The organism is Calothrix sp. FACHB-168 (assembly GCF_963889195.1).
Lineage (GTDB): Bacteria > Cyanobacteriota > Cyanobacteriia > Cyanobacteriales > Nostocaceae > Aulosira > Aulosira anomala_A.
In genome coordinates, this window is sequence record NZ_CAWPNJ010000028.1 from 62,859 (window position 1) to 88,327 (window position 25,469).

The 25,469-nt window shown below is 41.9% G+C and carries 21 protein-coding genes, 1 tRNA gene and 1 other annotated feature; of the genes, 6 read left to right on the top strand and 16 right to left on the bottom strand.

What is annotated here, in order from left to right:
- Nucleotides 1-62 precede the first annotated feature (62 nt).
- A complete protein-coding gene (locus AACW45_RS17615) occupies nt 63-881 on the bottom strand; it encodes a M15 family metallopeptidase (RefSeq protein WP_242045709.1) in 819 nt (272 codons plus the stop codon).
- A 24-nt stretch (nt 882-905) separates the two neighbouring features.
- Nucleotides 906-2,636 carry a protein kinase domain-containing protein gene (locus AACW45_RS17620; protein WP_190633807.1) on the bottom strand — a complete coding sequence of 577 codons (1,731 nt, stop codon included), beginning with the start codon at nt 2,634-2,636 and terminating at the stop codon, nt 906-908.
- 486 nt (nt 2,637-3,122) lie between these two features.
- On the opposite strand from AACW45_RS17620, the gene AACW45_RS17625 reads away from it, so the two are divergent.
- The gene (locus tag AACW45_RS17625; protein WP_190633808.1) at nt 3,123-5,501 is read left to right on the top strand and encodes an ATP-binding cassette domain-containing protein; all 2,379 of its coding nucleotides are present in this window, start codon (nt 3,123-3,125) and stop codon (nt 5,499-5,501) included.
- Between the two features lie 228 nt (nt 5,502-5,729).
- Nucleotides 5,730-6,302 carry a hypothetical protein gene (locus AACW45_RS17630; protein WP_190633809.1) on the top strand — a complete coding sequence of 191 codons (573 nt, stop codon included), beginning with the start codon at nt 5,730-5,732 and terminating at the stop codon, nt 6,300-6,302.
- Here the strand turns inward: AACW45_RS17630 and AACW45_RS17635 are convergent.
- The 10 genes from AACW45_RS17635 to rplS form a co-directional block, all read right to left on the bottom strand.
- On the bottom strand, nt 6,292-7,881 hold the full coding sequence (locus tag AACW45_RS17635) for a protein kinase domain-containing protein (protein ID WP_190633861.1): 1,590 nt from the start codon (nt 7,879-7,881) through the stop codon (nt 6,292-6,294). The genes AACW45_RS17630 and AACW45_RS17635 overlap by 11 nt on opposite strands.
- Before the next feature lie 905 nt (nt 7,882-8,786).
- The gene (locus AACW45_RS17640; protein WP_242045710.1) at nt 8,787-9,005 is read right to left on the bottom strand and encodes a hypothetical protein; all 219 of its coding nucleotides are present in this window, start codon (nt 9,003-9,005) and stop codon (nt 8,787-8,789) included.
- 458 nt (nt 9,006-9,463) lie between these two features.
- The gene (rplL, locus tag AACW45_RS17645; protein WP_190633810.1) at nt 9,464-9,856 is read right to left on the bottom strand and encodes a 50S ribosomal protein L7/L12; all 393 of its coding nucleotides are present in this window, start codon (nt 9,854-9,856) and stop codon (nt 9,464-9,466) included.
- A 132-nt stretch (nt 9,857-9,988) separates the two neighbouring features.
- Nucleotides 9,989-10,540 (bottom strand): 50S ribosomal protein L10, encoded by a 552-nt coding sequence (gene rplJ / locus AACW45_RS17650; protein ID WP_096646272.1) that lies wholly within the window; start codon nt 10,538-10,540, stop codon nt 9,989-9,991.
- A 63-nt stretch (nt 10,541-10,603) separates the two neighbouring features.
- Nucleotides 10,604-10,772, bottom strand: a sequence feature (ribosomal protein L10 leader region).
- 77 nt (nt 10,773-10,849) lie between these two features.
- Nucleotides 10,850-11,566: a 50S ribosomal protein L1 gene (rplA, locus tag AACW45_RS17655; protein WP_096646273.1), complete on the bottom strand. Its 717-nt coding sequence runs from the start codon at nt 11,564-11,566 to the stop codon at nt 10,850-10,852.
- Nucleotides 11,567-11,696: 130 nt separating this feature from the next.
- Entirely contained in the window at nt 11,697-12,122 is a 426-nt protein-coding gene (gene rplK / locus AACW45_RS17660; protein ID WP_045868213.1) for a 50S ribosomal protein L11, read from the bottom strand.
- Between the two features lie 6 nt (nt 12,123-12,128).
- Complete coding sequence (nusG, locus tag AACW45_RS17665) at nt 12,129-12,761, bottom strand: transcription termination/antitermination protein NusG (protein WP_096646274.1); 633 nt, start codon at nt 12,759-12,761, stop codon at nt 12,129-12,131.
- Nucleotides 12,761-12,982: a preprotein translocase subunit SecE gene (gene secE, locus AACW45_RS17670; RefSeq protein WP_096646275.1), complete on the bottom strand. Its 222-nt coding sequence runs from the start codon at nt 12,980-12,982 to the stop codon at nt 12,761-12,763. Before secE ends, nusG begins: the two co-directional genes overlap by 1 nt.
- A gap of 189 nt (nt 12,983-13,171) precedes the next feature.
- Nucleotides 13,172-13,244 (bottom strand) — tRNA-Trp (locus AACW45_RS17675).
- Between the two features lie 151 nt (nt 13,245-13,395).
- Nucleotides 13,396-13,758, bottom strand: a complete 363-nt coding sequence (gene rplS / locus AACW45_RS17680; protein ID WP_190633811.1) for a 50S ribosomal protein L19 — start codon at nt 13,756-13,758, stop codon at nt 13,396-13,398.
- Nucleotides 13,759-14,042: 284 nt separating this feature from the next.
- Here rplS and AACW45_RS17685 point away from each other — a divergent pair, with 284 nt between their 5' ends.
- Nucleotides 14,043-14,987, top strand: a complete 945-nt coding sequence (locus AACW45_RS17685) for a glycosyltransferase family 2 protein (protein WP_190633812.1) — start codon at nt 14,043-14,045, stop codon at nt 14,985-14,987.
- A gap of 116 nt (nt 14,988-15,103) precedes the next feature.
- Here AACW45_RS17685 and AACW45_RS17690 read toward each other — a convergent pair whose 3' ends face one another.
- Entirely contained in the window at nt 15,104-18,346 is a 3,243-nt protein-coding gene (locus tag AACW45_RS17690; RefSeq protein WP_190633813.1) for an efflux RND transporter permease subunit, read from the bottom strand.
- A gap of 23 nt (nt 18,347-18,369) precedes the next feature.
- Nucleotides 18,370-19,776, bottom strand: coding sequence for an efflux RND transporter periplasmic adaptor subunit (locus tag AACW45_RS17695; protein ID WP_190633814.1), 1,407 nt, complete (start codon nt 19,774-19,776; stop codon nt 18,370-18,372).
- Between the two features lie 548 nt (nt 19,777-20,324).
- Between AACW45_RS17695 and AACW45_RS17700 the strand changes: the two genes are divergently transcribed.
- Entirely contained in the window at nt 20,325-20,864 is a 540-nt protein-coding gene (locus AACW45_RS17700; protein WP_190633815.1) for a phycobiliprotein lyase, read from the top strand.
- Nucleotides 20,865-20,988: 124 nt separating this feature from the next.
- Here the strand turns inward: AACW45_RS17700 and AACW45_RS17705 are convergent, their stop codons facing one another.
- On the bottom strand, nt 20,989-21,846 hold the full coding sequence (locus AACW45_RS17705) for an SDR family oxidoreductase (protein WP_190633817.1): 858 nt from the start codon (nt 21,844-21,846) through the stop codon (nt 20,989-20,991).
- 492 nt (nt 21,847-22,338) lie between these two features.
- Here AACW45_RS17705 and AACW45_RS17710 point away from each other — a divergent pair, with 492 nt between their 5' ends.
- On the top strand, nt 22,339-22,836 hold the full coding sequence (locus AACW45_RS17710) for a DUF6174 domain-containing protein (RefSeq protein ID WP_190633819.1): 498 nt from the start codon (nt 22,339-22,341) through the stop codon (nt 22,834-22,836).
- Between the two features lie 76 nt (nt 22,837-22,912).
- Here the strand turns inward: AACW45_RS17710 and AACW45_RS17715 are convergent, their stop codons facing one another.
- Nucleotides 22,913-23,107: a heavy-metal-associated domain-containing protein gene (locus AACW45_RS17715; RefSeq protein WP_190633820.1), complete on the bottom strand. Its 195-nt coding sequence runs from the start codon at nt 23,105-23,107 to the stop codon at nt 22,913-22,915.
- 605 nt (nt 23,108-23,712) lie between these two features.
- Between AACW45_RS17715 and AACW45_RS17720 the strand changes: the two genes are divergently transcribed.
- Nucleotides 23,713-25,155, top strand: a complete 1,443-nt coding sequence (locus AACW45_RS17720; RefSeq protein ID WP_190633822.1) for an RtcB family protein — start codon at nt 23,713-23,715, stop codon at nt 25,153-25,155.
- Nucleotides 25,156-25,469: the final 314 nt, after the last annotated feature.

The following is a 25,469-nucleotide window of genomic DNA, read 5'->3' on the forward strand; positions in this document are numbered from 1 at the left end:
AATATCTTTATTTTTATTTAGGTGTATGTATTTCCATGATGGCAAAATTTCCAACTTCTTATTTATTGCTGATTTCTCGCATTAGCAAATACTGCGGCTGCATTTGCTGAACCTACATATCGCCAGTGCCAAGGTTCAAAACTGACACCTTGTTTATTGTTGGGAGGAAAAGACAGTTCAAAGCCAAATTCTTGAGCATGTTTAGTCAACCAACGATAAGCATCTGTATTTTCAAATGCTAAAGTAATATCTTTTTTCGGAGATTTACCATCTGTTAAATCTAAAGCAAAACCTGTATGATGTTCGCTATGTCCAGGGGGTGCGCTAATTTTTGCGGCTGCTTGTTCAGAACCCCGGCGTTTAATTTGGTTTTGAAATAATTTTTCTTGTTGTTCTATAGTCCGAAATCCAGATACAGGAATAATCCAAACACCTACTTCTCTGGCTGCATAAGTCATTTTCATAAATGCTTGTACAGCTTCGGTATTTAAAGATTCAAAGCGCTGATCTGCACCTGTTGCATAGCTACCAATCAGCATCATTTGGCTACTATCGGCTTGTGCATAAGGAAAATGCCCGTAAGCAATTTGATTTGATGATGTTGTTGTATTTTGATGTTTGGTTTTCTCAATTTGCAAGGTTCTACTAATTTCTAAGGGTGTGGAATTAGTAGGAATATTCGCCGTTGGTAAAGCTATAGGTTCTGAGTTGGGTTGCGCTGTGACTGTAGTTGTTACCGTTGGATAAGTTTTAGCTTGCACGGGTACATTTGAGGTAGAAAATCTCATCATTAAAGTACCGCACAGGATAATACCAAATGCCACAATTGTAGCAATCGCTAAAATTCTCACAATATAAGGTAATTTTGAGAAAAATCTCATGATAATTTATGAATTATTTGCTAATTAGTTACTAATTATTTGCGTAGAGGCTATTTTCCAACGTTGATCTACAAACTGTAAAGTATATTTGACTGTTCTAGTTTTAAAATCAGTTTCTTTAGGGATAATATTGCCATTTCTATCAAAAAGCGTGCGGTCTTCAGTAACTTTTACTTGAATAGTCGCTTGGTTACCGTTAACAGAAAACTCGTCTACTCCATCAATTTGTTGTAAGCCATATTGATAATAATGACCGTCAGTTTTGAGGGAGTTGATTGAACCATCATAGCCAGCAACTTGCTCGTATTGTTGACCAGTAGTTAACTCAGAAGCGGGTTGAGGATTGTAGGGTGGTGCAAACATAACTTGCTTGGCTTTTAACCAATTATTAATTACATTTTTTGCTCCTGCTTCTGTGAGTGTTGCTGTTGATGTTACAGGTGTTTCTACCCTGGTTGAATTATTCTCAGATGTGGTTGGTTTTTCTGTGTAAATAGGTGTTGAGGGAGTATTAATTTGACGATTATAATTAGAAGAGTTTGAATCAACTACTTTGGATGTTGGGGGAGTTGATTGTTGCTCATTGATATTAGGTGAATTATTAGATGAATTTAAGCTTGGCGATCTGGTTGGTGTAGGAGATGTGGCTACATTTATTGATGGTTGAGTTGGACTAGATAATTGCCCTCTGACTAACCATATACCACCGACAACTAATGAGCCAATTACACTACCAATAATTACCCCTTGTTGCCAAGTAGCCAAACTTTTAGGAGATGGTACTGGTTCTGGAGAGTAAGAAATTGGCGGCTGATATACAGGGGGTGGAGATGGAACTGTTGGCGTTGAAACATGTCCTCCGTTGACTGGTGTGGCAATTACTGTGGGATTAGTAGGGGGTACGGTGGGTATAACAGGTACAGTGGGCGCAACGGGATTTTGCAATGCGATTAACATATCTCTAGCAGTAAGATAGCGATCGCGTGGTGATTGTTGTACAGCTTTATCCAATACAGCCGCAAAATCTGGGCTAATATTAAACGCAAAATTTCGCCAGAGAATATCCCCTGTAGCCGGATTTGTGGGAAATTCTGAGGGTATTTTCCCTGTCAGTAAATAAATCGCTGTCAGTCCTAAACTATAGATATCGCTGGAAAATACTGGCCTACCTACCGATTGTTCCATCGGCATAAATCCCGGCGTTCCAATGACAATTGATGGGGTGGAGTTACCAGATGCGGTCATAATTGTGCCCATTGATACTTTTACCGCACCAAAATCAATTAATATGGGCTTGCCATCAGCGAAACGCAAAATTATATTATCTGGTTTAATATCTCGATGAACTATATGCTTGCTATGAATAAATTCTAGAATTGGTAAAATATCAATTAATATTCCCTTAACAGCAATTTCACTTAATACCCCTTGCTGTTGGATTTTTTGGGTTAAGGTTTGTCCTTCAATATATTCTTGGACTAAGTAAAATTGCCCATTGTCGATAAAATAGGCATATAGTTTGGGTATTTGATTGCTGCGATCGCCTAGTTCTTCTAATATGGCTGCTTCTTGCTGAAAGCGTTGTTGAATTAATTGGTAAACCTGGGGATTATTGGCTATAGGCTTAAGTTGTTTAATCACACAACGGCGATTAGAAGGCATTTGAGTATCTTCGGCTAAAAAAGTTTCCCCAAATCCTCCACTCCCTAGCACTCGCAAAACTTGATAACGATTATTTAATAATGTCACGGTCATAAACACTCCTCTTTGATTTGTGAACTTACTCGTAAACAGAGCAAACACAGAACGGGTAATGGAAAAGTATCAGAGTAGGCTTTTTTCAAAAATCAAACTGGACTTTGCTATTTGGCATTGCTGAATTTAGCGATGACTGTCTAACCTATGCGCCGGACTACGCAGGATAAAACTCAGAATAATTCCTCAATATATTCATTATTTAATCAATATCTAATGTTGTAATTGCCTATTTTTTACATATAATTTATATTTAGCTGTTCAATATCATAAACTTTTAGTACCTGTAATTAATTTAGTTTTTGCGTAAAAAATTAATTTTTGATAAGTAGACAACTATTACTGTTAACCAGCGAAATTTCAGAGTAAGTAGCCATCATGAACTGCGTACACCAGAATTGATGAAAAACAGCCATTCACGAGAAAATCTCACAAACCTGTCCATGAAAATTTCTAGCCCCTAGCCCCTAGCCCCTTAAGCAATTTATGGTGCAGCCACCTTCCCAAAGTCGGACTGTTTTTAGCTCCAATCCTTTTATAGAATTAAACAACCAAGGTGAAATTCTCTACTTTGAACTCAAAAAGCCACAGCATATTTTGGGACGAGATCCCAGTACCAGCGATTTACTAGTACCCCAACATTGGGAAGTAGTTTCCCGTTGTCAAGCGGTGTTATGTCAAGAAGGCGCAGATTACCGCATTTATGACGGCGATGGGCAAAAAGCGAGTAGTAATAAGCTATATGTCAATCATTCCCTAATTACCCCCAAAGAAGGCTATTGTTTAACCCATGGTGTAGAAATTCAAATTGCCCAAAACCCAAATCAACTGATTCAAATTAGATACGGCAATCCTGCTAACGCCCATTCAGTAACTACACCAGCAATTCGGGCAATTTCGTTAAAACAGCGATCAATTTTACTCGGACGCGATCCTCAAGCTAGTTTACAGTTAGATGCGCCTACGGTTTCTCGGCGTCACGCAACCATTGATACTGATGGACAAGGACGCTATATTCTGCGAGATTACAGCACCAATGGGGTGTTTATTGACGGTAAACAAGTCATGGGAACGGCTGTACTGTCAAATGGGGCGAAAATCCGCATCGGGCCGTTTACTTTGGTGGTGCGCGATGATAATTTAGAAATTCTCGATCAAGGCGATCGCATTCGTCTAGATGCACAGAATATACTTTTAGAAACTAACGGTAAGCGGCGATTAGATAATTTATCTTTTGCAATTGAACCGGGACAATTTGTTGCTTTAGTCGGGGGAAGTGGTGCGGGTAAATCTACATTAATGCGGACGCTGTTAGGAATTGAGAAAATTACAAAAGGTGAAGTGCAGATTAATGGTGAAGATTTGCAAAAAAACTTTAATTTGTACCGCACCCAAATTGGTTATGTTCCCCAAGATGATATTATCCACCGAGAATTGACCGTTGCTGAGGTACTCACCTATGCAGCTAAATTGCGCTTACCACCAGATATCCAGTTGCAACCACTGGTAGAACAGGCGCTAGAAGCAATTAAAATGACTCATCGGCGTCATGCTTTAGTGAGCGATCTCAGTGGCGGACAACGCAAACGGGTGAGTATTGGCGTAGAATTATTAGCTGACCCCAAATTGTTCTTTTTAGATGAACCCACCTCTGGATTAGATCCCGGCTTAGATAAGCAGATGATGCAGCTATTAAAGGATTTAGCCCATCAAGGGGGAAGAACGATTATTTTAGTCACCCATGCAACAGCTAATATTACCGAATGCGATCGCATTGTGTTTCTCGGTTTAGGTGGTAGACTGTGCTATTTTGGTACACCCCAAGAAGCTTTGAAGTTTTTTGGCGTGAGTGACTTTGCCGATATTTATATTAAACTCGAACAAGAACAAGCAGTTGTTAACTATGCCACTTTATTTCAGCAATCACCGTTTTATCAACGTTATATTGGCAATCAAATCAATACTGTAACTCCACAGCCATCAAAGTCTTTAGCACCAACACGCAAAAAAGTTTCCTTTTTACAACAGTGGTTTTTATTAACGCAACGATATTGGCAATTAATTTTACGCGATCGCGTTAATCTTCTCCTCTCACTTTTAACCGCACCTATCGGTATTGGTTTAATTACTTTAGCAATTAAAGATAAAATACCCTTTGTTTTAGGCGCAGAACCAGATCCCAAACTTGCACCCTTAGCTTTGCAAGTATTGTTTGTCTTTACTTGTGCTGCTTTATGGGTAGGACTGTCTAGTTCTTTGCAAGAAATTGTCAAAGAAGCAGCAATTTATTTAAGAGAAAGGCTAGTTAATTTAGGATTATTAGCTTATCTTAGCTCGAAAGTTACCATCCTTTCAATTTTAGCGATCGCGCAAACTTTATTAATGCTAATAGTCATCCTCGTTGGCTTTAAATCTCCAAGTTCGGAATTAATTTTTTGGCCGATAGGATTAGCAATTACAACTTTTCTCACCTTATTAGCTAGTTTTAGCTTAGGTTTATTAATCTCAGCATGTGTGAAAAATAGTAGTCAAGCTAATAGCGCTTTACCATTACTTTTACTACCCCAAATTATCTTTTCTGGAGTATTATTTAAAACAACTGGCGATCTAAATAAAACATTATCATGGCTGATGTTAAGTCGTTGGTCTGTAGGGGCTTATGGTGCTTTAGTAAATGTCAACGGTTTAGTCCCCGAACCAACCAAATTACCTGATGGCAGTACAGTCCCCCAACCATTTGAACCCACAGCAGTTTACGAAGCAACATGGGGCAATTTACATTTAAATTGGGGATTTTTATTATTACATGCCGCCATTTATTTAACTATTACTTTTTGGTTACAAAAGCGCAAAGATATATTTTAATAAATTGGGCATGGGGCATTGGGCATTGGGCATTGGGCATTGATAATTAATATATATCCTGTGCTTTTTTTAGCATCTTTTACCCTACCCAATTATCCGAAATTGTGCTTATAACTATATAAATAGTGAAAATTTTTGCTGTATAGATCCCCGACTTCTAAAAGAAGTCGGGGATCTGAAAGTCGGCTATATACTCGATCAAACTTAAATTACTACCACAATTCAAATATGAGCTTATTTTATAATTCTTTCTTTATCAAAACTCAAGAATCTGTAACAAAACTCCAAGAAAAATTTTCTAGAGTAGAGACATTTTCCGAATCAGAATGGATTGTCTGCAATTTCCACCAAGATTATATTCATGGACTATTTGAGCCTGGATTCTACTTTACTCAAGATATTTCTTTAGAGTTTGGGGAAACAATTTTTATTAGTGTTGAGACTAGTAACGATCAATTTGAGTATGAACATTCCCAAGCAGGAAGTATCATTAGAAAACTTTCTTGGCTATCAGATGGATGTCAATCAACATGGGCTTGGTTAGAAGGAGAAAATGAGGAATGGGAAAAACAGATTATATTTTCTGAATATAATTTTGTTAAAACATTAGAAATGGTAAAATATGACGATAATCTTGAGCTATTCCCTGAAGAACAGCTTTTAGATAAACAGCAAGAACTGCGTATACTTTGGGAAAATCAGCAATATTTACTCGATGAAAAGCTGCCGTTAGGTGATGCTACCATCGGTCTTGCTATTCAAAATTTTTTTGGCATCAAAATACCAATTTCTATTTCCTAAAATAACGCAAGTTATAACGGTCTTGGTATTTGGCAATATAATCGGCATTACGAATTTCTATACGATTTAATAATCGATTAGGAAATTGTTTTGGTGAATATGTCGGTTGATACCAAGGTTGATTATTAAAGTAATCTTGTATGCCGGGAGTATCAAACTGTCTACCATGAATTGCAAATACCCAATTACGCATAATATCTAATTCAAAACCATCTTTACCCGCTAAATCTGCATCAGTCACAGCCCTTTGGGAAAGCCAAGAATAATCGTTAGTTGTAGCGTTATTAGTTGGTGGTGTATATGTATTTGTAGAAGCTGAAAATGTGGGAGTAGGAGTAGCGTTCCCCGAAAGGGTTGCCGTAGGCGTCGCTTGCGGTGTTACAGTGGGTTGAGCGATGGGCGATGGCGAACTAGTGGGAGTTTGTGTAATTGGAGATGTCGCATTTGATGAGGTATCTGTCGGTGTGACTGTTGTTTGTGCTACTTGTGGAGTAGGTTTTAACACTTGACTCAGAATTATAGACGCAGCAATTAAACCCCCAGCAATTAAACCCCCGGTAATAAAAGCGTTGCGATTATTACTTTCCGTTCTGGGTGGTTCAGTTCTTGGCGGTTCAGTTCTTGGCGGTTCGGTTCTTGGCGGTTCAGTTTTTGGCGGTTCCGTTATCGCCCCAGGACTCACAGGAACCGTTGGCGCTAGTGGTACAGAATTCACCTGCGGCTGGTAGAATGGTTGCGTTGGTGCAATGGAGTTAGATATGCTCTGTAAAGCATCTAGCATCGCTCTAGCAGTAGGATAGCGATCGCGGGGATGATAAGCGATCGCGCGATCGATAATCTCTGCCATCATGGGGCTAATATGACTAGCATATTGTCGCCAAATAATATCCGCCGTTTGCGGATCTGTTTCTATTTGCTGCGGTTGTCTCCCCGTCAGCAAATAAATTACCGTCATCCCCACACTATATAAATCACTAGAATAAACCGGTCTACCTGCGGCTTGTTCGCTAGGCATAAATCCCGGCGTACCAATCACAATTGAACTGGTAGGATTTCCTTGGGAATTCACCACAGTTCCCATCGATTCCCGCACCGCACCAAAATCTATCAGTACGGGTTTACCGTCACGATGGCGGAGAATAATATTATCTGGTTTAATATCTCGGTGAACAATATATTTACCGTGAACGTATTCTAATACAGGTAACAAATTTAGCAATAATTCTTGGACAGCGCCTTCACTAAATAAACCTTGCTGTTGTACCCTCCCTGTTAAAGTATCTCCCTCCACCCATTCTTGCACCAGATAAAATTGTTCCTTTGCTTCAAAATAGGCATATAAAGTTGGGATTTGGTCAGTCGCACCGCCCAAAGTTTCTAAAATCGCCGCTTCTCGTTGAAACCGTTCTTGCACCAGTTGATAAATCTGGGGATTATTTTGAATCGGTCTGAGTTGTTTTACCACACAACGGCGCTTTGAGGGCATATAAGTATCCTCTGCAAGATAGGTTTCCCCAAACCCACCAGCACCCAACGTGCGGATAACTTGATAGCGATCGTTCAACAGGTTCATGGTAATTTGTAATTAAAAAACATCAGATGGATTTAGCTCCCCGACTTTTTTAAAAAACCAGGTATCTAAGTATTTTATGCTCTAGACTAACGCACTTATAATAATCGATACTAACAACTTGAATATCTGTGAGCTAGGGTACTTTTACCTGTTGAGCCTGAAAACCCACTCGCAGACCAAATTTACCACGATGTTTAAAGTATCTTAACCACCACTAGGGACTGTTTTCAAACCGTAAATTAGACTTCAATGTAGGTTGGGTTGAGGAACGTAGACGCGGAGCGGCTTCCCGCAGGGTAACCCAACATTTACGTTACTTCGTTGGGTTGCTTTCACCTCAAGCAACCTACTTTTGGAGTTTGAAAACACGCCCTAGGGACTGTTTTCAAACCCTAAATTAGACTTCAATGTAGGTTGGGGAGCCACTGCGTTGGACGGGTTTCCCGGCTCCCTCAGTGGCGTTTGAGGAACGTAGACGTGGAGCGCCTTCCCGCAGGGTAACCCAAGATCCCAACGCCTACGCATCTGTCGCATTCTTTTTTTAAATTGGTATTAGATAAGTAAGTCGGCGGGAATAAACCAAACTATATTGCGCAATGTAAACATGCTTGAAACCCTTACCAATGACAAATGACAAATGACAAATGACAAATGACAAATGACAGACCTCGCCAGTTGTCTTTAATTACGCCGACCTACTTATATGTAGGACTTACGCAATAACTCTCCCAAACTCTCTTTACTACCCTTCGGGTTCTCCTTTGGAGTCCGTGGTTCGTTTTTTCATGATTTTGCGTAAGTCCTGATATGAGACAAATCTCTCTCTTTCTCGCTCAATTTTGGCTAGCTTAATTACGTGACAGAAACATTTACCATCTGCACGCGAGTCACCTGTAAGCCGATGAATTAAATTATTTATCCTGCTTGGCTTTTTTGATTATTTGCAAGTAGACATTAATTTCATTAACTTCTACATCATGTTCAACTCTCGTTACTTTCCAGTTCTCCTTTTTTAGATAAACTTCCTCTCCCAGCCTGGGAATAAATTGTAGATCATAAAATTTTTTGAGGAAATCTTTTTGGTTCTCTTCCCATAAAATTACCTTGGCTCCTTCTTTGCTCATAGTCATAGTTTATCCTTACTTTGTAACTTAATTTCAGTCAGTAGTTTAATGACATACATCCAGGCAGTTTATCTTAATAATTCAACTCAATAGTGTAGTTCAAACCACATTATTTCCTAACACCTATATCCTCTGTGTATTATTCGCTTTCAAACTACAGTGAAGATACTCAATATTTTTTATAACAATTTCAATATAGTAATACCAATTGTAAAAAAGAATGCGACAGATTGTAGGGGCACTGGCACTGCCATGCCCTCTAGAATATTTTGATGTGTCGCAAACATTATTTGAATTGCTATTATTTTTTACAAAAAAATAGCGATCGCATTTATTTTTATATATCAGAAACCCTGACTATTAAGGAATGAAAGATTATTGAAACTGGGGTTAAGAGAAATTAAAACAAAAAAAGGAGCCACATTATTTGGCTCCTCAATCAACAACAGGTTTTAAAAACTGGATTACTTCACAGTTACCTTACCGCCAGCTTCTTCGATGCGCTTCTTAGCATCTTCAGCAGCTTCCTTAGCAATACCTTCCTTAACAGGCTTGGGTGCTGCTTCCACCAAATCCTTAGCTTCTTTCAAACCTAAGCCAGTGATTTCGCGAACAATCTTCAGTACAGCAATCTTCTTGTCAGCAGGTACAGATTCGAGAATTACGTCGAATTCGGTCTTCTCTTCAACTACTTCAGCAACAGGTGCAGCACCAGGAGCTGCCATCATCATCATACCGCCAGCAGGTGCAGCTGCACTTACGCCAAAAGCTTCTTCAATTTGCTTAACTAATTCAGCAGCTTCTAACAAAGTCAAAGATTTCAACTGTTCTAAAATGTTATCGGTTGTAGCAGACATTGATATAACTCCTATGATGTTTGATTTAGTTATTTGTCAGTTGTCAGTTGTCAGTTGTCAGTTGTCAAAAACTACTCTACTTTTGACTTTTGACTTTTGACTTTTGACTTTTGACTTTTGACTTTTGACTGTCTATTCGCCAGCACTATCGGCACTATCGCCTTTCTCTGCATCAGCAACTGCTTGCAATGCACGCGCCAGTGAACCAGGAACTTCGTTGATACCCACAGCAATCTTGGTAGCCAAAGCGTTGATGGCTCCAGCAATTTGACCCATGAGTTGTTCCTTAGATGGCAAGTCTCCTAGAGCCTTGACATCAGGTTCTTTCAGCAAGCGACCTTCCATCACACCGCCGCGAAGTTCTGTCTTCTTGGTGGCTTTTTGGAAATCTTGGTAAGCCTTAATTGCTGACGAGAAATCGTCTTTAACTAGCAAAAAGGCAGAAGACCCTTTGAGCAGTTCTGACAATGGTTGCCATTGCTCTTGGTCTTGAATGGCAATGCCCATCAGGGTATTTTTTGTTACCTTACATACAGTGCCGCTAGGACGCAGCCGCCGCCGTAAGTCTGTGATTTCAGCCACAGTTAACCCCTGATAATCAATTACCAGTGCTAGAGTTGACTCGCTCAAAGTTTCTTTGAGGTCAGCAACTATCTCTTGTTTGTTTTCTAGCGTTCTACCCATCTTTTATTTCACCTCCCAGAGCAAAATCATCGATTTTCCCTACTGTTGTGTTTTGTTCTGACCAACTCAAACAATAAACCCCAGCTGGGACAGCCGGGGTTTATTAGCAAGTCTGTTGTTGCCATAGTCATCACACTATCACTAGCGGTACTTGAGGCAATTTAGATTTGCAACCTCGGCAGGATATTAAGCCATAGGCCCCTGCTGTCTTTGGCTGTGTTTATTTAATTGGGCATTGGGCATTGGGCATTGGGCATTGGGCATTGGGCTTTTATTCCCTAGTCCCTAGCCCCTAATCTCTAGACCCTATTATGCTGCTTCGGTCAGTTTTAAATCCCGTAGGGCACTGATATCGACTTTAATAGAGGGCCCCATTGTGGAAGACACATAAACTGTGCGCCAATAACGACCTTTGGCTCCTGAAGGGCGGTTACGGTCAATCGTCTCTTGCAACGCCTTCAGGTTGACTAACAAATCTTCTGGCGAGAACGATGCCTTACCAAACATAACATGGACGATGCCTGTTCTGTCAGCCCGGAATTCTAATTTACCAGCTTTGAATTCTGCGATCGCACTGGCTACGTCAAATGTCACCGTACCACCTTTGGGTGATGGCATCAAGCCTCTGGGCCCGAGCAATTTACCCAACTTCGCTACCTGTGGCATGACATCTGGTGTCGCAATCAGCTTGTCAAAGTCCATTCTGCCTTTTTGGATTTCGTCAATCAGCTCTTCTGAACCAACGACATCCGCACCAGCATTACTGGCTTCGTTAACTTTTTCACCTCTAGCAATTACTGCCACACGTACTTCTTGTCCTGTACCTTTGGGCAGTGCTACAGTTGTCCGCAATTGTTGGTCTGTATACTTTGGATCTATCCCTAAGCGAATATGCGCTTCCGCCGCTTCAGGAAATTTTGCTGTTGCTGTTTCTTTCAGCAGTGCTAGCGCCTCTAAGGGTGCGTAATCTCTATCTTCTACTTTGTCCTGCAATGCCTGCAAGCGCCGTGATATTTTTTTTGCCATTCTTCTCTCCTGGGGTACTTCCGAAGCTTCGCCTCTCCCCCGATAATTTTTTGTGATTTGTCATTGGTCATTTGTCATTTGTCATTTGTATCTAAATTTTTACTAATGACTATTGACTAATGACTATTGACTAGTCTGCTATAGTTACGCCCATATTCTTGGCAGTACCTTCGACAATCTTCATCGCCGCGTCGATATCGTTGGCGTTGAGGTCGGGTAGTTTGGTTTGAGCTATTTCTTGTAATTGCGCTCTGGTAATTTTACCAACTTTCTTTTTGTTGGGTTCATTAGAGCCACGCTCAATTTTCGCTGCCTTGCGAATTAGTACTGATGCGGGTGGGGTCTTGAGTACAAATGTAAAACTCCGGTCTTCATAAACCGATATTTCTACAGGAATTACCATCCCAGCTTGGTCTGCTGTTTTGGCGTTGTACTCTTTGCAGAACATCATGATGTTAACGCCATGTTGACCCAACGCAGGGCCTACTGGCGGTGCTGGGTTGGCTTTTCCAGCATTCAGGGCCAATTTAATGACCGCTACTACTTTCTTTGCCATTTTTATTTAACTCTGTTTCTCTACCTGATTAAATTCCAACTCTACTGGTGTATCTCGTCCAAAAATAGATAGTAAGGCTTTGAGCTTACTCCGTTCAGGAGAAACTTCAATTACCTCACCTTCAAAGTCTTTAAACGGCCCAGAAAGCACAACTATCTTATCACCAGTCGCCATATCAATTTTCAGAACTGGCTCCTGTTCGCTGGTTTGTTTGAAGATGCGCTCAACTTCTGAATGACCAAGGGGTACTGGCTTAACATGTCCGCGACCTTTTCCAGTGCCGCGTTTTTGTTCTGCTCCCACAAAATTAATTACATGGGAAGTGTTGCGCACTACCTGCCAAGTATCATCATTCATCACCATGCGCACCAATACATAACCAGGGAATACTTTTTCCTCTGTAGTTTGGCGACTGCCATCTTTACGGATTTTCACCGCCGGCGTGTGCGGAATCTCGACTTGGATAATTTTATCAGCCACATCAAAAGTTTGAATGCGCTGTTCCAAGTTTGTCTTGACACGTTTTTCACAGCCTGAGGCTACTTGCACCGCATACCACCGTGCTTCTTTGAGCGCTGCTTCTGCGGCTTCCTCTGACTGCAACGTCTGGTCATGTGGTTCGTCTGTTGCAAAAGTCATCAGAACACCTGTTTTGCTGCCCACCCAAACAATCCATCGACCAAATAGATCAAAGATGCGGATAATGTCACCATCAATAAAACAGCTGCTGATTCGCTCACCAGTTGTTTCCGACTAGGCCAGACAACTTTCTCAAGTTCTTCTTTGGTTCCTTGAAAAAAGTTATTTAAGGCTGACCCATTTGTGTTTTCTGGGATTTCCGCTTCATTTTTTTTGGCCACAGCCGTTTATCCCCCCGTTGTCTCTAGAGCTAGAAGCTACTAATTGTGATTCAGGTTTACAGCTTGAGTCAATCCCAACTTAAATCTGGAAGCAAAAAAGCTGCAAAATAATTATACCCGAAATCACCAGTACTAGCTGCTATGTTAGCAGCTGTATTGATATTCCGGGCTGTGTTTTTTGCTTTTGAGCGCGCCCTGGAGGACTTGAACCCCCGACATCAGGTTTTGGAGACCTGCGTTCTACCAACTGAACTAAGAGCGCACAAGCTGTCTTGGATTCAGCGATTGCGTTGAACTCATTTATTAGTTTAACGCAATTCCGGATTTAATCATACCTTACTTTTGTCTGGAATGCAAGTGAGCGGCAGATGCCGCTTTTTGATGCTCGCTTCTCCCATACTTGTAATTGTAAATTACAAAGCGCGATCGAAGCGTTGCTTAATCCGAGTGGCTTTACCAACACGTTGACGGAGATAGTACAGTTTAGCGCGACGTACTTTACCACGACGCATGACTTTAATACTATCAATCCGTGGAGAATGTAGCAGGAATACCCGCTCAACGCCTACGCCTTGAAATACCCGACGGACTGTAATTGTTTCGTTGATACCACCATTACGTTTGGCAATGACTACGCCTTCATAAGGTTGGACGCGGTATTTCTCACCTTCTTTAATCTTGACACCGACTTTAACTGTATCGCCCACATAAATATCGGGCAGATTAGATTTTAGCTGTTCCCCTTCAATGGAACGGATGATCTCTTGAGCGTTCATTGCCTGTCTGCTTTAAAAAACTCACGATCATCAATCATAAATCCATTCCAGTCTGAGAGTCCAGTAGTTAGATATGGATGATTTTACTTCACCCTAACTACTACAGATAAAAATTATTACATCAATGTTATAACCATTAAATTAGGAAAAAGTTACATAAGTTACATTGATCTACTAGTAATTAAGCGATTGACGAAGTGAGGAAATGACGAATAACCAAGATATTAGTAGCGATATTTTTTCTACTGACTACTGACCACTGACTATTGACTATTGACAAAATTATGAAATTTACTGTCGTTATAACTACTTATAATCGCTTAAATTTACTCAAACGAGCAATTGCATCAGCGCTTAACCAAACGATTCCTTGTGAGGTGGTGGTTGCTGATGACTGTTCCTCTGATGAAACGGAAGCTTATGTTAAAAGCTTGGGTGACTCTGTTGTTTACCATCGCAATACTGTAAATCAAGGTCATGCAGCAACGGTAAATGCAGGTGTGGAAAAAGCTAGCGGCGAATGGATTAAGTTTTTAGATGATGATGATTATCTTGCGCCTAATTGTCTAGAAGAGATGGCAAAGGTTATTTTACTTCATCCTACTGCTGTTATTTGTTCTTGTATTGCGGCGCAGGTAGATAGTAATGGTGTGGAACTCAGCCGTACCGCCAAATTTGGTACAGGGTTAGCTTTATCTATTCCTCAAGCGGATATTCATTACGGTATGCTTTTGGAATTAGTACCTTTTGGGACGCCAGTGCAAGTAGCTTGTTCGCGGAATGCATTTTTGCAATCTGGTGGTTGGGATTCTCAACTTGATGCTAACTGTGATGATATCGATTCTTGGATTCGGATTGCCCAGTTTGGGGATGCTATATTCCTAAATCAAAGTCTTGCTTACCGGACAATTTGGCCTGGTGCTTATAATCAAAAGTTTTCTCTGTTTAAACGTTTAGAGACTAATATTTTGATGAAAGAAAAGATTTATGCCTTAGTTAATCAAAAGCATACATCGCATATACCCAAGTTGGAGAATACAAAAAATTATCTCATTCTACATTGGTCTATTGTGGCTTTGAAGCAGAGACAGCTAAAGGTATTTTTTTCAATGGTATATCCAGCGATTTTTTCGCCTGTGGCTTGGTGGATGTTGTTGAGTGCTGTAGTATCGCGGCGTTTAAATCGTCCTAATTCTCGGCTGCAAAAGTTGGTGTTATCTGATGGGTGATTGATGTCTTATCTAATCTCTTACCTCTGTGTCTCTGTGTCCTCTGTGGTTAAATCAATTATTTGAACCGCAGAGAACGCAGAGAGCGCAGAGAGAATATTAGCAATTAGTGAGATTTAGGAAAATTTTTTCCGCAATAAACGCAACCGCATCAAAATGGGCTTTGTCCAGCGCCAATCAAGAATATCGTGGAGTAGTGTGTAGAAGCAGGGAATGATAAACAGGGTCAATACTGTTGCTAAAGATAAACCGGAAAATACTACTACTCCTAATGGTTGCAAAAATTCTGAACCTTCACCAATGCCTAAGGCTAGGGGAAACATACCCAAAACAGTGGTAATTGTTGTCATTAAGACTGGACGCAAGCGTTGGGGTGCTGCTTTTAAAATTGCTGTTTTGCGGTCAACTTCTTCCCGTTCGAGTATTTGGTTTGCTAGTTCTACCATGATGATGGCGTTGTTAACTACAATACCGACTAGTAAAACTGCACCAACTATTACAGTCGCACCGATGGCTGTTTGGGTAATGTAAAGTCCGAATATACCCCCGGCTAATGCTAAGGGAATAGTAAACATAATTACTAGGGGGTCAATGAGAGAATTGTATTGTACCGCCATCACTACAAATACTAAAAAGCTAGCTAATCCGCCTAATAGCTGTAATGAACTTTGAAGTTGTCGATTAGATTCAGCAGCTGTACTTGGTAATAAACTAACGCCTTCAGGTAAATCTATGCTATTAACTACTTTATTTACTTGGGCGAGAGCGTCACTTAGGCTAGCTCCTTCGGCTAAGTTTCCGGCTATTAAGAATACCTGACGTTGATTAATGCGTTGTACTTCTCCGGGTGCTTGAGCTTCTACGATTTTGGCAACATCTCGCAAGCGAATTTGGCGATTATTATCGACAAATAAAGGTAGCCTTTCTAATTGGGAAGGTGCTTGTACTGATGCTTCATCTAACTGTACGCGAACATCTACTAAGCGGTTACCGCGTTGTAGTTGAGTGGGTACGCTACCTTCGAGGGCTGTTTGAATTGTGCCACCGATGTCTTGAGTTGTTAGTCCTAAGGCTGCAACTCGTTCCCAGTCGGGTAGAATTTGAATTTCTGGTTGACGGTCGTCTGCATCAGGACGGAATCTGGCGAGGGTGGCTTGCTCTTCTAAGGCGGCTAAGACTTGACGACCAGCTTGTTCTAAGGTGTCTGTGTTATTTCCCTGAAGAATCAAATCAATGTCAGCACCTCTGATGGGTGAGTTGTTGAGAATTAAACCTCGGACTTGACCGGGGGAAAGGCGCAGGCGAATTCCGGCTAAATTCAGCTTGTTAAATTGCTGGGTAACTCTTTCTACGTAAGCTTCTACGTTAGTACCTGTTTTGAGGGTAATGTTGCTAGTACCTCGCAGGGGATTAGCATTAGTAGTGTTACCAAAGAGCGCACCCCCAATTGTCGTGAATACATATTCGGTTTCTGGTTGACTGCGGAGAATTTCGTTCACCGCATTCATGACTTTTTGGTTGGTTTCTAAGGGTGTACCGGGGGGAAATTGGGCATTTAAGTTGGCTTGTCCGGTGTTGATGCGGGGGAGAATTTCTTGGGGAATTTGTGGAGCCATCCACAAACTACCACCGCCAAACAGCAGTAATACTATAGCAACTGTAACTAGCCGCCAGCGCAATATACCTGCTAAAAACCGACCGTATCCGCCTGTAGCAGCATCAAATTGGCGGTTAAATTGTTTAAGTAGCCAAAATTCACTCAATCTACTGGAAAACCGCCATCCCAACATCCGCGAAGAAAGCATAGGGACAACGGTAACTGCGATTAAAATTGAGGCGGCGACGGAAAAGCTGATGGTGAGAATTAATTCGTTGAAGAGTAAGGCGATAAAGCCGCCGATGAGCAAAAACGGTAACACGGCTACCAAGTTGGTACTGGTGGAAGCAATCAGGGCTGATTCTACTTCTTGGCTACTTTGTTCAGCTTGAGAAATGAGTTGCTGCGAACTCAAGCGGGTTTTGCTATCTTTACCGGGAGTCATTCCCGCACCTTCGGCGATGTTCTCCAACATGACGATGGAGTTATCGACGACAATACCGACACCTAAAGCTAAACCACCCAAACTAAAAACGTTGAGGGATAAACCAAATATTCCCATGAAGATAATTGCGGCGAGAGTGGCTAGGGGAATAGCAATGACGATGATGAATGTTTGTCGGAGGGAACCAAGAAAGAGTAAAACTGCGATCGCGGCTAATGCTGTCCCAATCAAACCAGAACTGGTAACATTGGAAATAGAATTACGGATAAACCGTGATTCATCTAGGGTAGGTGTCAAAATTGTCCCTTCGGGAATCACCCCAGATTGGCGCAGTTCTTCTAAACGTTTTTTTACACCATCAACAACGTCAATGGTGTTTGCGTCTGGTTGCTTTTGAATGCTGACTTTAACCGCTTCTTCCCCATTCAAAAGAACGTAAACCCGTTGTAGTTCTGAGCCATCAATAATTTCGGCAAAGTCCCGCAAGTAAACGCGGCGTGCTGGAACTGTGGTTTGGGAATTGCTGGCTGAGTTAGCCGGATTTGAAGCTACTTCAAAAGATAAATTTCTCAGTTCCTGAGCATTTTTGAACCGTCCCACAGTCCGGGTTAAAGGTTCGGAATTTCGCCCTAAAATCCGACCGCCAGAGACATCGACGTTACGGTCTCTCAGTTCATCTAAGACATCGGTTAAACCTACACCTAAGGCTTGTAACCTGTCTAAATCGATATTCACCCTAACTTCTTCTTGCACTCCCCCCGATACATCTACCCCGGCGACTCCGGGAACTACACCGAGTTCGCGGGCTAATTCTTCTTCGGCGAAAACCCGCAAATCCACACCTGCTAAGGATGGTGAGGTTAACGCCAATTCATACACTGGTAATTGGGAAGGATCGACTTTAAATAAGCGCGGTTCTTCAATGGTATCTGGTAAGGTGCTTCTGGCTCTGTTAAATGCTGCTGTTGCATCATTCAAGGCTTGGTCAATATTTCCCCCTGGTTGGAAGAACAAATCTAAGCTGACTTGTCCCTCACGAGTTTGGGAAAAAACCTGTAATACTCCCTCTGTGGCGGAAAAGGCTTCTTCTAGGGGTTTGGTGACTTCATCAACCGCAACTTCTGGAGAAACGCCGGGAGCTTGTATCCGCACCCCAATCCGGGGATAGGTAATTGATGGTAGTAAATCTACTGGCAGTTTGACGATAAAAAATACACCTAAAACTATTACTGCCAGGGTAAGCATAAGTGTGCCAATGTGTTGGCGGATGGAGATAGCGCTGATACTAAAACCGCTACTTTGTTTGACCTGTTGCATCTTTCTGTTTGATTATTCAAAAATTACTGTTTATTCCCTTTCGGGGTTGACTGAGATTTTTCTGAAATAATTGAAAGACGCACGGCGTCCCCATCTTTTAGTGGTCTCCCACTGCGCACAACATAGCTTTCTCCTGCTTGTAACCCAGATAAAATTTCGACTTTCGCATCAGCTCTTTTTCCCAGAGTTACAGAACGGGCTGTGGCTTGGGCTTTACCTTCAGTATTTGTAACTACAAATAAAGTGCCTGTTTGCTCATTTGATGCTTGTTTATTTTCTGTGGTTTGGGAAGCAGCTTGATTTCTAGGTGGTTTCTGAAGTGCTGTTTGCGGTACTACTACTCGCTGGGCTGCTTGAGTAGCAAAATTAACTCTTGCTAATAATCCGCTACCAATTTTACCCTGGCTGTTGGGAATGACTACTTCTACAGGAATTAACCTAGCTGTCGCATCGGCGGCGGGGGAAATACGGGCGACTCTCCCGACTAATGTTTGGTCGGGGAAAGCATCTAAACGCACTTCTACAGATTGCCCAATTTTAATTTGTCCGAGTTCTAATTCGGATACTTGGACGACGACTTTCACCCGGTTAAAGTCGGCTATTTTTAATACTTCCCCACCTGCTTGGAGTAGGTTGCCTGGTTCTGTAACTTTCTCAGTAATTACACCAGTAATGGGAGATGTTATGCGGGTATAGGAACGGCGTTCCTTAGCCTGGGCAACTACAGCTTTTTGGGCAGTTACTCGACCTTGGGCGGCGGCGACTGCTTGCTGTTCGGTGCGTACTTGCTCGGTGGCAGACCGTAAGGCTTGGGCGGCTGTTTGGGCTTCGGTGCGGGCTTGTTGGGCTGTTTGCTCGGCGATCGCGCCTTGTTCAACTAGTTGCTGTTGGCGTTGGGAATCGGCTTGAGCTTGTACTAATTGCAACCGTGCGCTTTCGACTTGGGCGCGGGCATTACTTACTTGATTTGTAGCTCTGGCTACTTCTGATTCCAGGGAGGCTAATTCTGCTTCTGCTTGCTTGAGGTCTGTTAACAGCAGGACATCATCTAATTGTCCGATGTTTTGCCCTTGTTTAACTCGATCGCCAACATCGACATTTAATCCTAATAATCGCCCTTCAACTTGCGATCGCAGTGACACTGTACGGTAGGGAATGGTACTACCAGTATACTCTGGTTGTGTTTGCAGGCTATCCGTGCGCGCGATCGCTACATCTACAGGTGTAGCGCCACCCCCTTGTCTACCTGCACCAGGCCCTTGAGATTGAGCATCGGCTGATTCTTTGGGTGATGAAGCACAACTCGTTGTGAATAAGCTCAAGCCCAGGAAGCAAGCAATTACTAACCTAGACTTTTGCTGATGTTCTTGATCGGCTTTGTGATGTAACCGAGAGTTAATTATTTGGGATGCAGCTATAGTATTTGGCATGTTTAAGAGTTTGTGCGGCTTATTTCCGTCCAAAAAAATCATTGATTTCCTCACAGGGCGGCGCTGGCTGAAAACAGCCGTCTACAAAGACAAAAGCAGATAAATTCTCTTTGCTGTACTGCTGTCACCAATTCTTTGTGAATTTGCATGGAATCAGCTTTTACCCTAACCGGTTGAAGCTAGATATCAAGCCTGCATTTTCCACAAGGAAGAATTAGTTGTAGACAGTGCCAGAGAATTTAATGTACTGAACTCCTCATGTAAATTTAGTATACGTATTTTTAGCATTTCTAATATCTGCCGCAAGATATAAGACAAAGCGAGATGATCGAAGTAATTATTTAATTTTTGGCTTCTATCCCCAGGCAGAAAGAAAGTAAAAATTTGGTTGTTTAGCATTGTAGCCAAACTATCAGTAATAGTTTCAATATCTAGTTTAGATTAAAAATAGTAAAGAAATTTGGTATTAGGGACAGATGTAATGTAGAGAGTTTCCAAGCCAAACTATCTATTACTATCTATATTATTTTGTCTAAGGAAGGAAAGCAGTGAAATCACCACTCAAACTGACAAAAACCACTGAAGAATCACAGATTGCAGAATTTTTTCAGGAATCAGTGGGTAAGTGGCGATCGGAACGGCGTTATTACACCCTATCATCAGGAACGACCAAAGAAATAGTTAGCGCGATCGCAATTCGGTTTTTAGAGCCGGGATGCGAAGAACTGCAAAAGCTAGCGCAATTACACGAATTACCAGATGCAGTCAGTTTGGTATGTGGTACAGAAGTCACCTGGGATAGTACAGATGTAGTCACAGGTAAGCAAGAATCTCAAGGTTCCACGTTATTTGGTGCATTAGGAAATATTTTATATCGCGATCGCGGTTTCGCCACATCTAAGCCAATTAGCGCCGAATATTATTTCCCCAATCCCAAAACATTGTGTTTGCGCACAGAGTACAACGGCTCGGTATTCGAGGAAGAGTTAAAGCTTATCGGCACTAAATACCGCACTCGCCAGACGATTATCTCTCGTGCTGGCGAACAGTTAATGATTGGTCAGTATTTAGAGAAGAGATTAGGGTGAAGAGAGGTAAGGGGGACAAGGAGGACAAGGGGGACAAAATCAATTCAAAATTCAAAATTCAGAAATATTTTTGACTTTTGACTTTTGACTTTTGACTTTTTATGCCCCATGCCCAATGCCCTAATTATGCATTCACCACTTCGCCGCCGTTGGGGTGGAGAATTTGACCGGACATATAAGAAGAGTCATCAGATGCGAGAAATACATAGCTAGGTGCGACTTCTTCCGGTTGTCCGGCGCGTTGCATCGGTACTTGAGAACCAAAGCTCTTGACTTTTTCCTCTGGGAATGTAGAGGGAATTAGTGGCGTCCAAATCGGGCCGGGAGCTACACCATTCACCCGAATTCCTTTCTCTACCAGAGATTGGGAAAGAGAACGGGTAAAAGCGACAATCGCCCCCTTCGTTGCTGAGTAATCGAGCAGTTGGGGGCTACCTTTGTAAGCAGTCACAGAGGTAGTGTTGATAATTACGCTACCTTCTTTGAGGTGGGGTAAAGCGGCTTTGGTGAGAAAGAACATACTAAAGATATTGGTGCGGAAAGTCCGCTCCAATTGTTCAGCTGTAATCTTATCAATACTTTCTTGGGGATGCTGTTCGGCGGCGTTGTTCACCAAAATATCGAGGTGTCCCAACTCCTTAACGACTCGCTGCACAGCTTGTTGATCGAATTGTTCGTCACCAATATCACCTGCAATTGTTAAGCAACGTCTGCCTTCTTTTTCTACCAGGCGTTTTGTCTCTTCCGCGTCTTTATGCTCACTTTTATACATAATTGCCACATCTGCGCCTTCTTTGGCATAGAAAATAGCAACAGATTTACCAATACCGCTATCACCGCCAGTAATTAAAGCTACTTTACCTTGTAATTTGCCACTTCCCCGGTATTTGGAATCATCAGACTGAGGCTTGGGCGTCATTTGCGCTTCACTACCAGGAGGATTTTGCTGTTGCGGTGGTTGTAGTTCTTTGGCTTGAGTCATAAACTTGCTTCTCCACAGTAATCTATTGGTTGCGTTTTTTGGAAATGCGATCGCATCTCCAAGGATGTTGGACAATGACTCAACTTTAGAAAACCAGGATAATTACTTTCTCTATCATTGGGAAGGAAAGTATATACACAGCAGATTATCGTTGATTGTAGGGGCACTGGCACTGCTATGCCCCGAAGCCTGTACCTCATTTACCTGAAATATGCTGTATATCAGCGAGCGGTTGAGTCCGATACATTTTTGCGGGCAAGGCACTGCCTTGCCCCTACAAGGGACGATACCAGAAGCGCTCAATTACTGATGTTCGTGGCTGGAAGATGAAGGAATCGCTGTGAAGCCTTGGTAAGACTGACTTAAGGATTTATTAGAGAATCTTTTTGCTAAAAAATATCAACATTTTGCTAATTTTAAGCACAAAATAACCTAAATTTAAAATATTAAGGGGATATATTTATCCCAGGTTTTGTAATCAAGTCAAATAATATGCGCCTATCAATCATTCTCAGTGCTGGATACTTAATATTACTCGGTCTCAACCTACCAGTAATGTCTCAACCTCCCATCGAGATAGCACAATCACCAGTACGTACTAGCTTGAATCAACGGAAGTTACAATTCAATCGCCGTTTGTGGGAGAAACAAAATATTCTTAACTATCGCTATACATTTAGTAATGGTTGCTTTTGCATCCCTGATGCTAGAGGGCCAGTAGTCATTGAAGTCCGTAACGGGAAAACAAGATCTATCACTTCTGTAGAGACAGGCTTACCAGTTACTAATCCAGAATTTTTTGCAAATTACAATACCATTCCTAAGCTGTTTAATGTAATTCAAGATGCGATCGCGCGTCAAGCCTTCAACCTAGATGTCAACTATTCTGCAAGATACGGTCACCCGACTCAAATTAATATCGATTACAATGCCCAGATAGCCGATGAAGAGCTATATCTGACCATTGATAATTTTCAAGTACTGCGCTAAATCCTCAAATTTGTTGATGGTTGACTGTCAACAATCAACCGTCAACCGTCAACAATCAACCGTCAACCGTCAACAATTAAGCAACCGGATAACCAGCAGCAGCCAAGGCTTCCTTGATAGTCGTTTCCGAGATTTGAGTATCAACGCTTACCAGCTTAGTTTTAGGATCTGCCTGAATATTAGCATTGGCATCGATGGCTTTAAGTGCATTGGTAATATTGTTTGCACAAGTCGAACAAGCCATATTAGGAACAGTAAGTTTCAGTGTCATAAGTTTAAGATGATTGAAGGGAAATAAAATCAGACCAAGCTTGATACCATTGCTGCATTTGCTGAAATTCAGCAGTTTGCGATTCGATGATAGCTTGAGTCAAACAAATAATTTGTGAGTGAGTAGCTGATTTCCAGCCATCCCCGACATCATTACAGCCATTTGGTGATGCTGCTAAGGCCGATCCGTCAAAAATCCTTGACTGATATTCACCTGATATTCATCCTAAATTCTCCCTTCGACTGGAGAGTCCAGTAGGTTTACAAGTTTTTTTGCCAAACTTCATATTTGTTTACAAACTTATTGAGCCTAATGTAATACGAAGTCTAGCTGTAGCCAGATAGATTAGGACATCAAGCTAAGATAAAACTCTGATACTAAAAGGCTTTTAAGTCTGTCAACTGTCAACAGTCAACTGTCAACAGCTATAATACAAAATCCTTGCCAAACGCATAAATTTTGTGGTATCAAAATAATTAACCTGTTGTTTTCCCTCAAATCCTGGAAAACCAGCTTTACACCATTGAGACGCGGCTGCTGAACCCAAGTCTCCTAACCTCTTCAATCAATATTGCGAGTCTAATTCCAGACTCTACAAAATTTTCATGCAGCCAAAAAATCTTCAACGTCTCTTGCGTGCTTTAGCTCGGCAGGGTTTGGATGTGAGTTATCACAACCATACCTATTCTGTTCGCTTAAGTAATATTGCTGATGCAACTGTAGCAGAAGTCCTATTGCCAGAAAACTTCCCCGTAGAAGCCAAAGCTTTAAAGCAATTAGCAAACCTCGCTAGCATTCGTCACCCAGCAGGCGGATGTGTTTGTCGCGCCTGTGCTACCCCTGATTTTCACCCTGGTGATGCGGGTGTAGCTATTGGTTCTGTAGTCGAAACTGTCGGTCAAGTTATCCCTGCGGCTGTTGGTTCTGATATTAACTGTGGGATGCGCCTGCATGTTGCGGATTTAACAATCGAGCAATTTCTCGCCAAGCGCGACATATTTGTCGAACGGATGAAAGGTGATTACTTTTTCGGTACGCGCGATGTCACAATGACTGCCAATGCCATGGGTGCATTGTTTCAGCATGGGGTTCCTGGTTGGTTAGATGCAATGCTAGACCGACCTACGGGGAGTTTAGTTAAGTCTGATATAGAACAACTAGCAAAGGAGAGCGATTATGGTATTTTTCTCAATGGTTCAATGGATGGTAACTGGAAACTTGCACCCGCAGAATTAGTTCCCGATGAGGGATTAGTACGGGATGGTGGACTAGGAACTATTGGTTCTGGGAATCATTTTGTCGAAGTGCAACGAGTAGATAAAGTAGAAAATCGCGCCTTGGCTCATGCTTGGGGAGTGCGTGAGGGACAGTTAGCTTTCATGGTTCACTCTGGTTCCCGGAATGTGGGTAAGTATATTGGGGGAATGTGGCGAGATAGAGCGAAAGCTGCTTGGAAAAAGGGTTTAAAATACCCAGAATCCCAGATTTTCCCCCTTTCTGTACATTCCCACCCCGAACTAGTCGCCAGTTATTTAGAAGCTGAAGCCACAGCTGCTAACTATGGTTTTATCAATCGCCTACTTTTAGCTGAACTACTACGTCTGCGGTTGCGGGAAGTTTACGGTGATGTGGAAGCACCTCTAGTTTACGACTTACCGCACAACATCACCTTACCCGAAGGTCAGGGATGGGTAACCCGCAAAGGCGCTTGTCCGGCTTATGCAGAACAACCTGTGATTATTCCTGGTTCAATGGGTGCTTACTCATATTTGATGGTGGGTAAAGGTAATCCGGCATTTTGTTATTCTGCATCACATGGTGCGGGGAGAGTAAAATCTCGGTTTGAACTCAACCGCAAAGGTGCATCTCACAGTGAAGCCTCACTCGGATTAACTGGAGTTGACTGCATCACCCTACGGGAAGAGCGGCGAATTGAGGAAGCACCAGCCGCTTATAAACCAATTCAATCTGTAATTGATGTGCAGGTTGAGGCGGAAATGGTGGGTGTAGTGGCGCGGTTGAGTCCTGTGTTGACGTTTAAAGCGTAAAAGGGTGAAGGAGTGCGATCGCTTCTGTAGTGATGTAGCGCTTTGCAACCTAAAAACAAAAAGCCCCCGGTTATTACCAGGGGCGTTCATCTTTATTCCCACTAATGAGGATCGCATCTATCTGGTTTTGATTCAAACCTAGATATGCAATTAATGCATTTAACTCATGTGTTAATTGCAATAAGTTAATAAATTAGTTGAATGCAATACAGATTTTGCCACCACAATTCCTACATATTTTTCTGCGATCGCCATTTTTGGGGAAATAAGCTGGTAAATCTACCCATTCTACGTCATAGATACAGCAGGTTGCA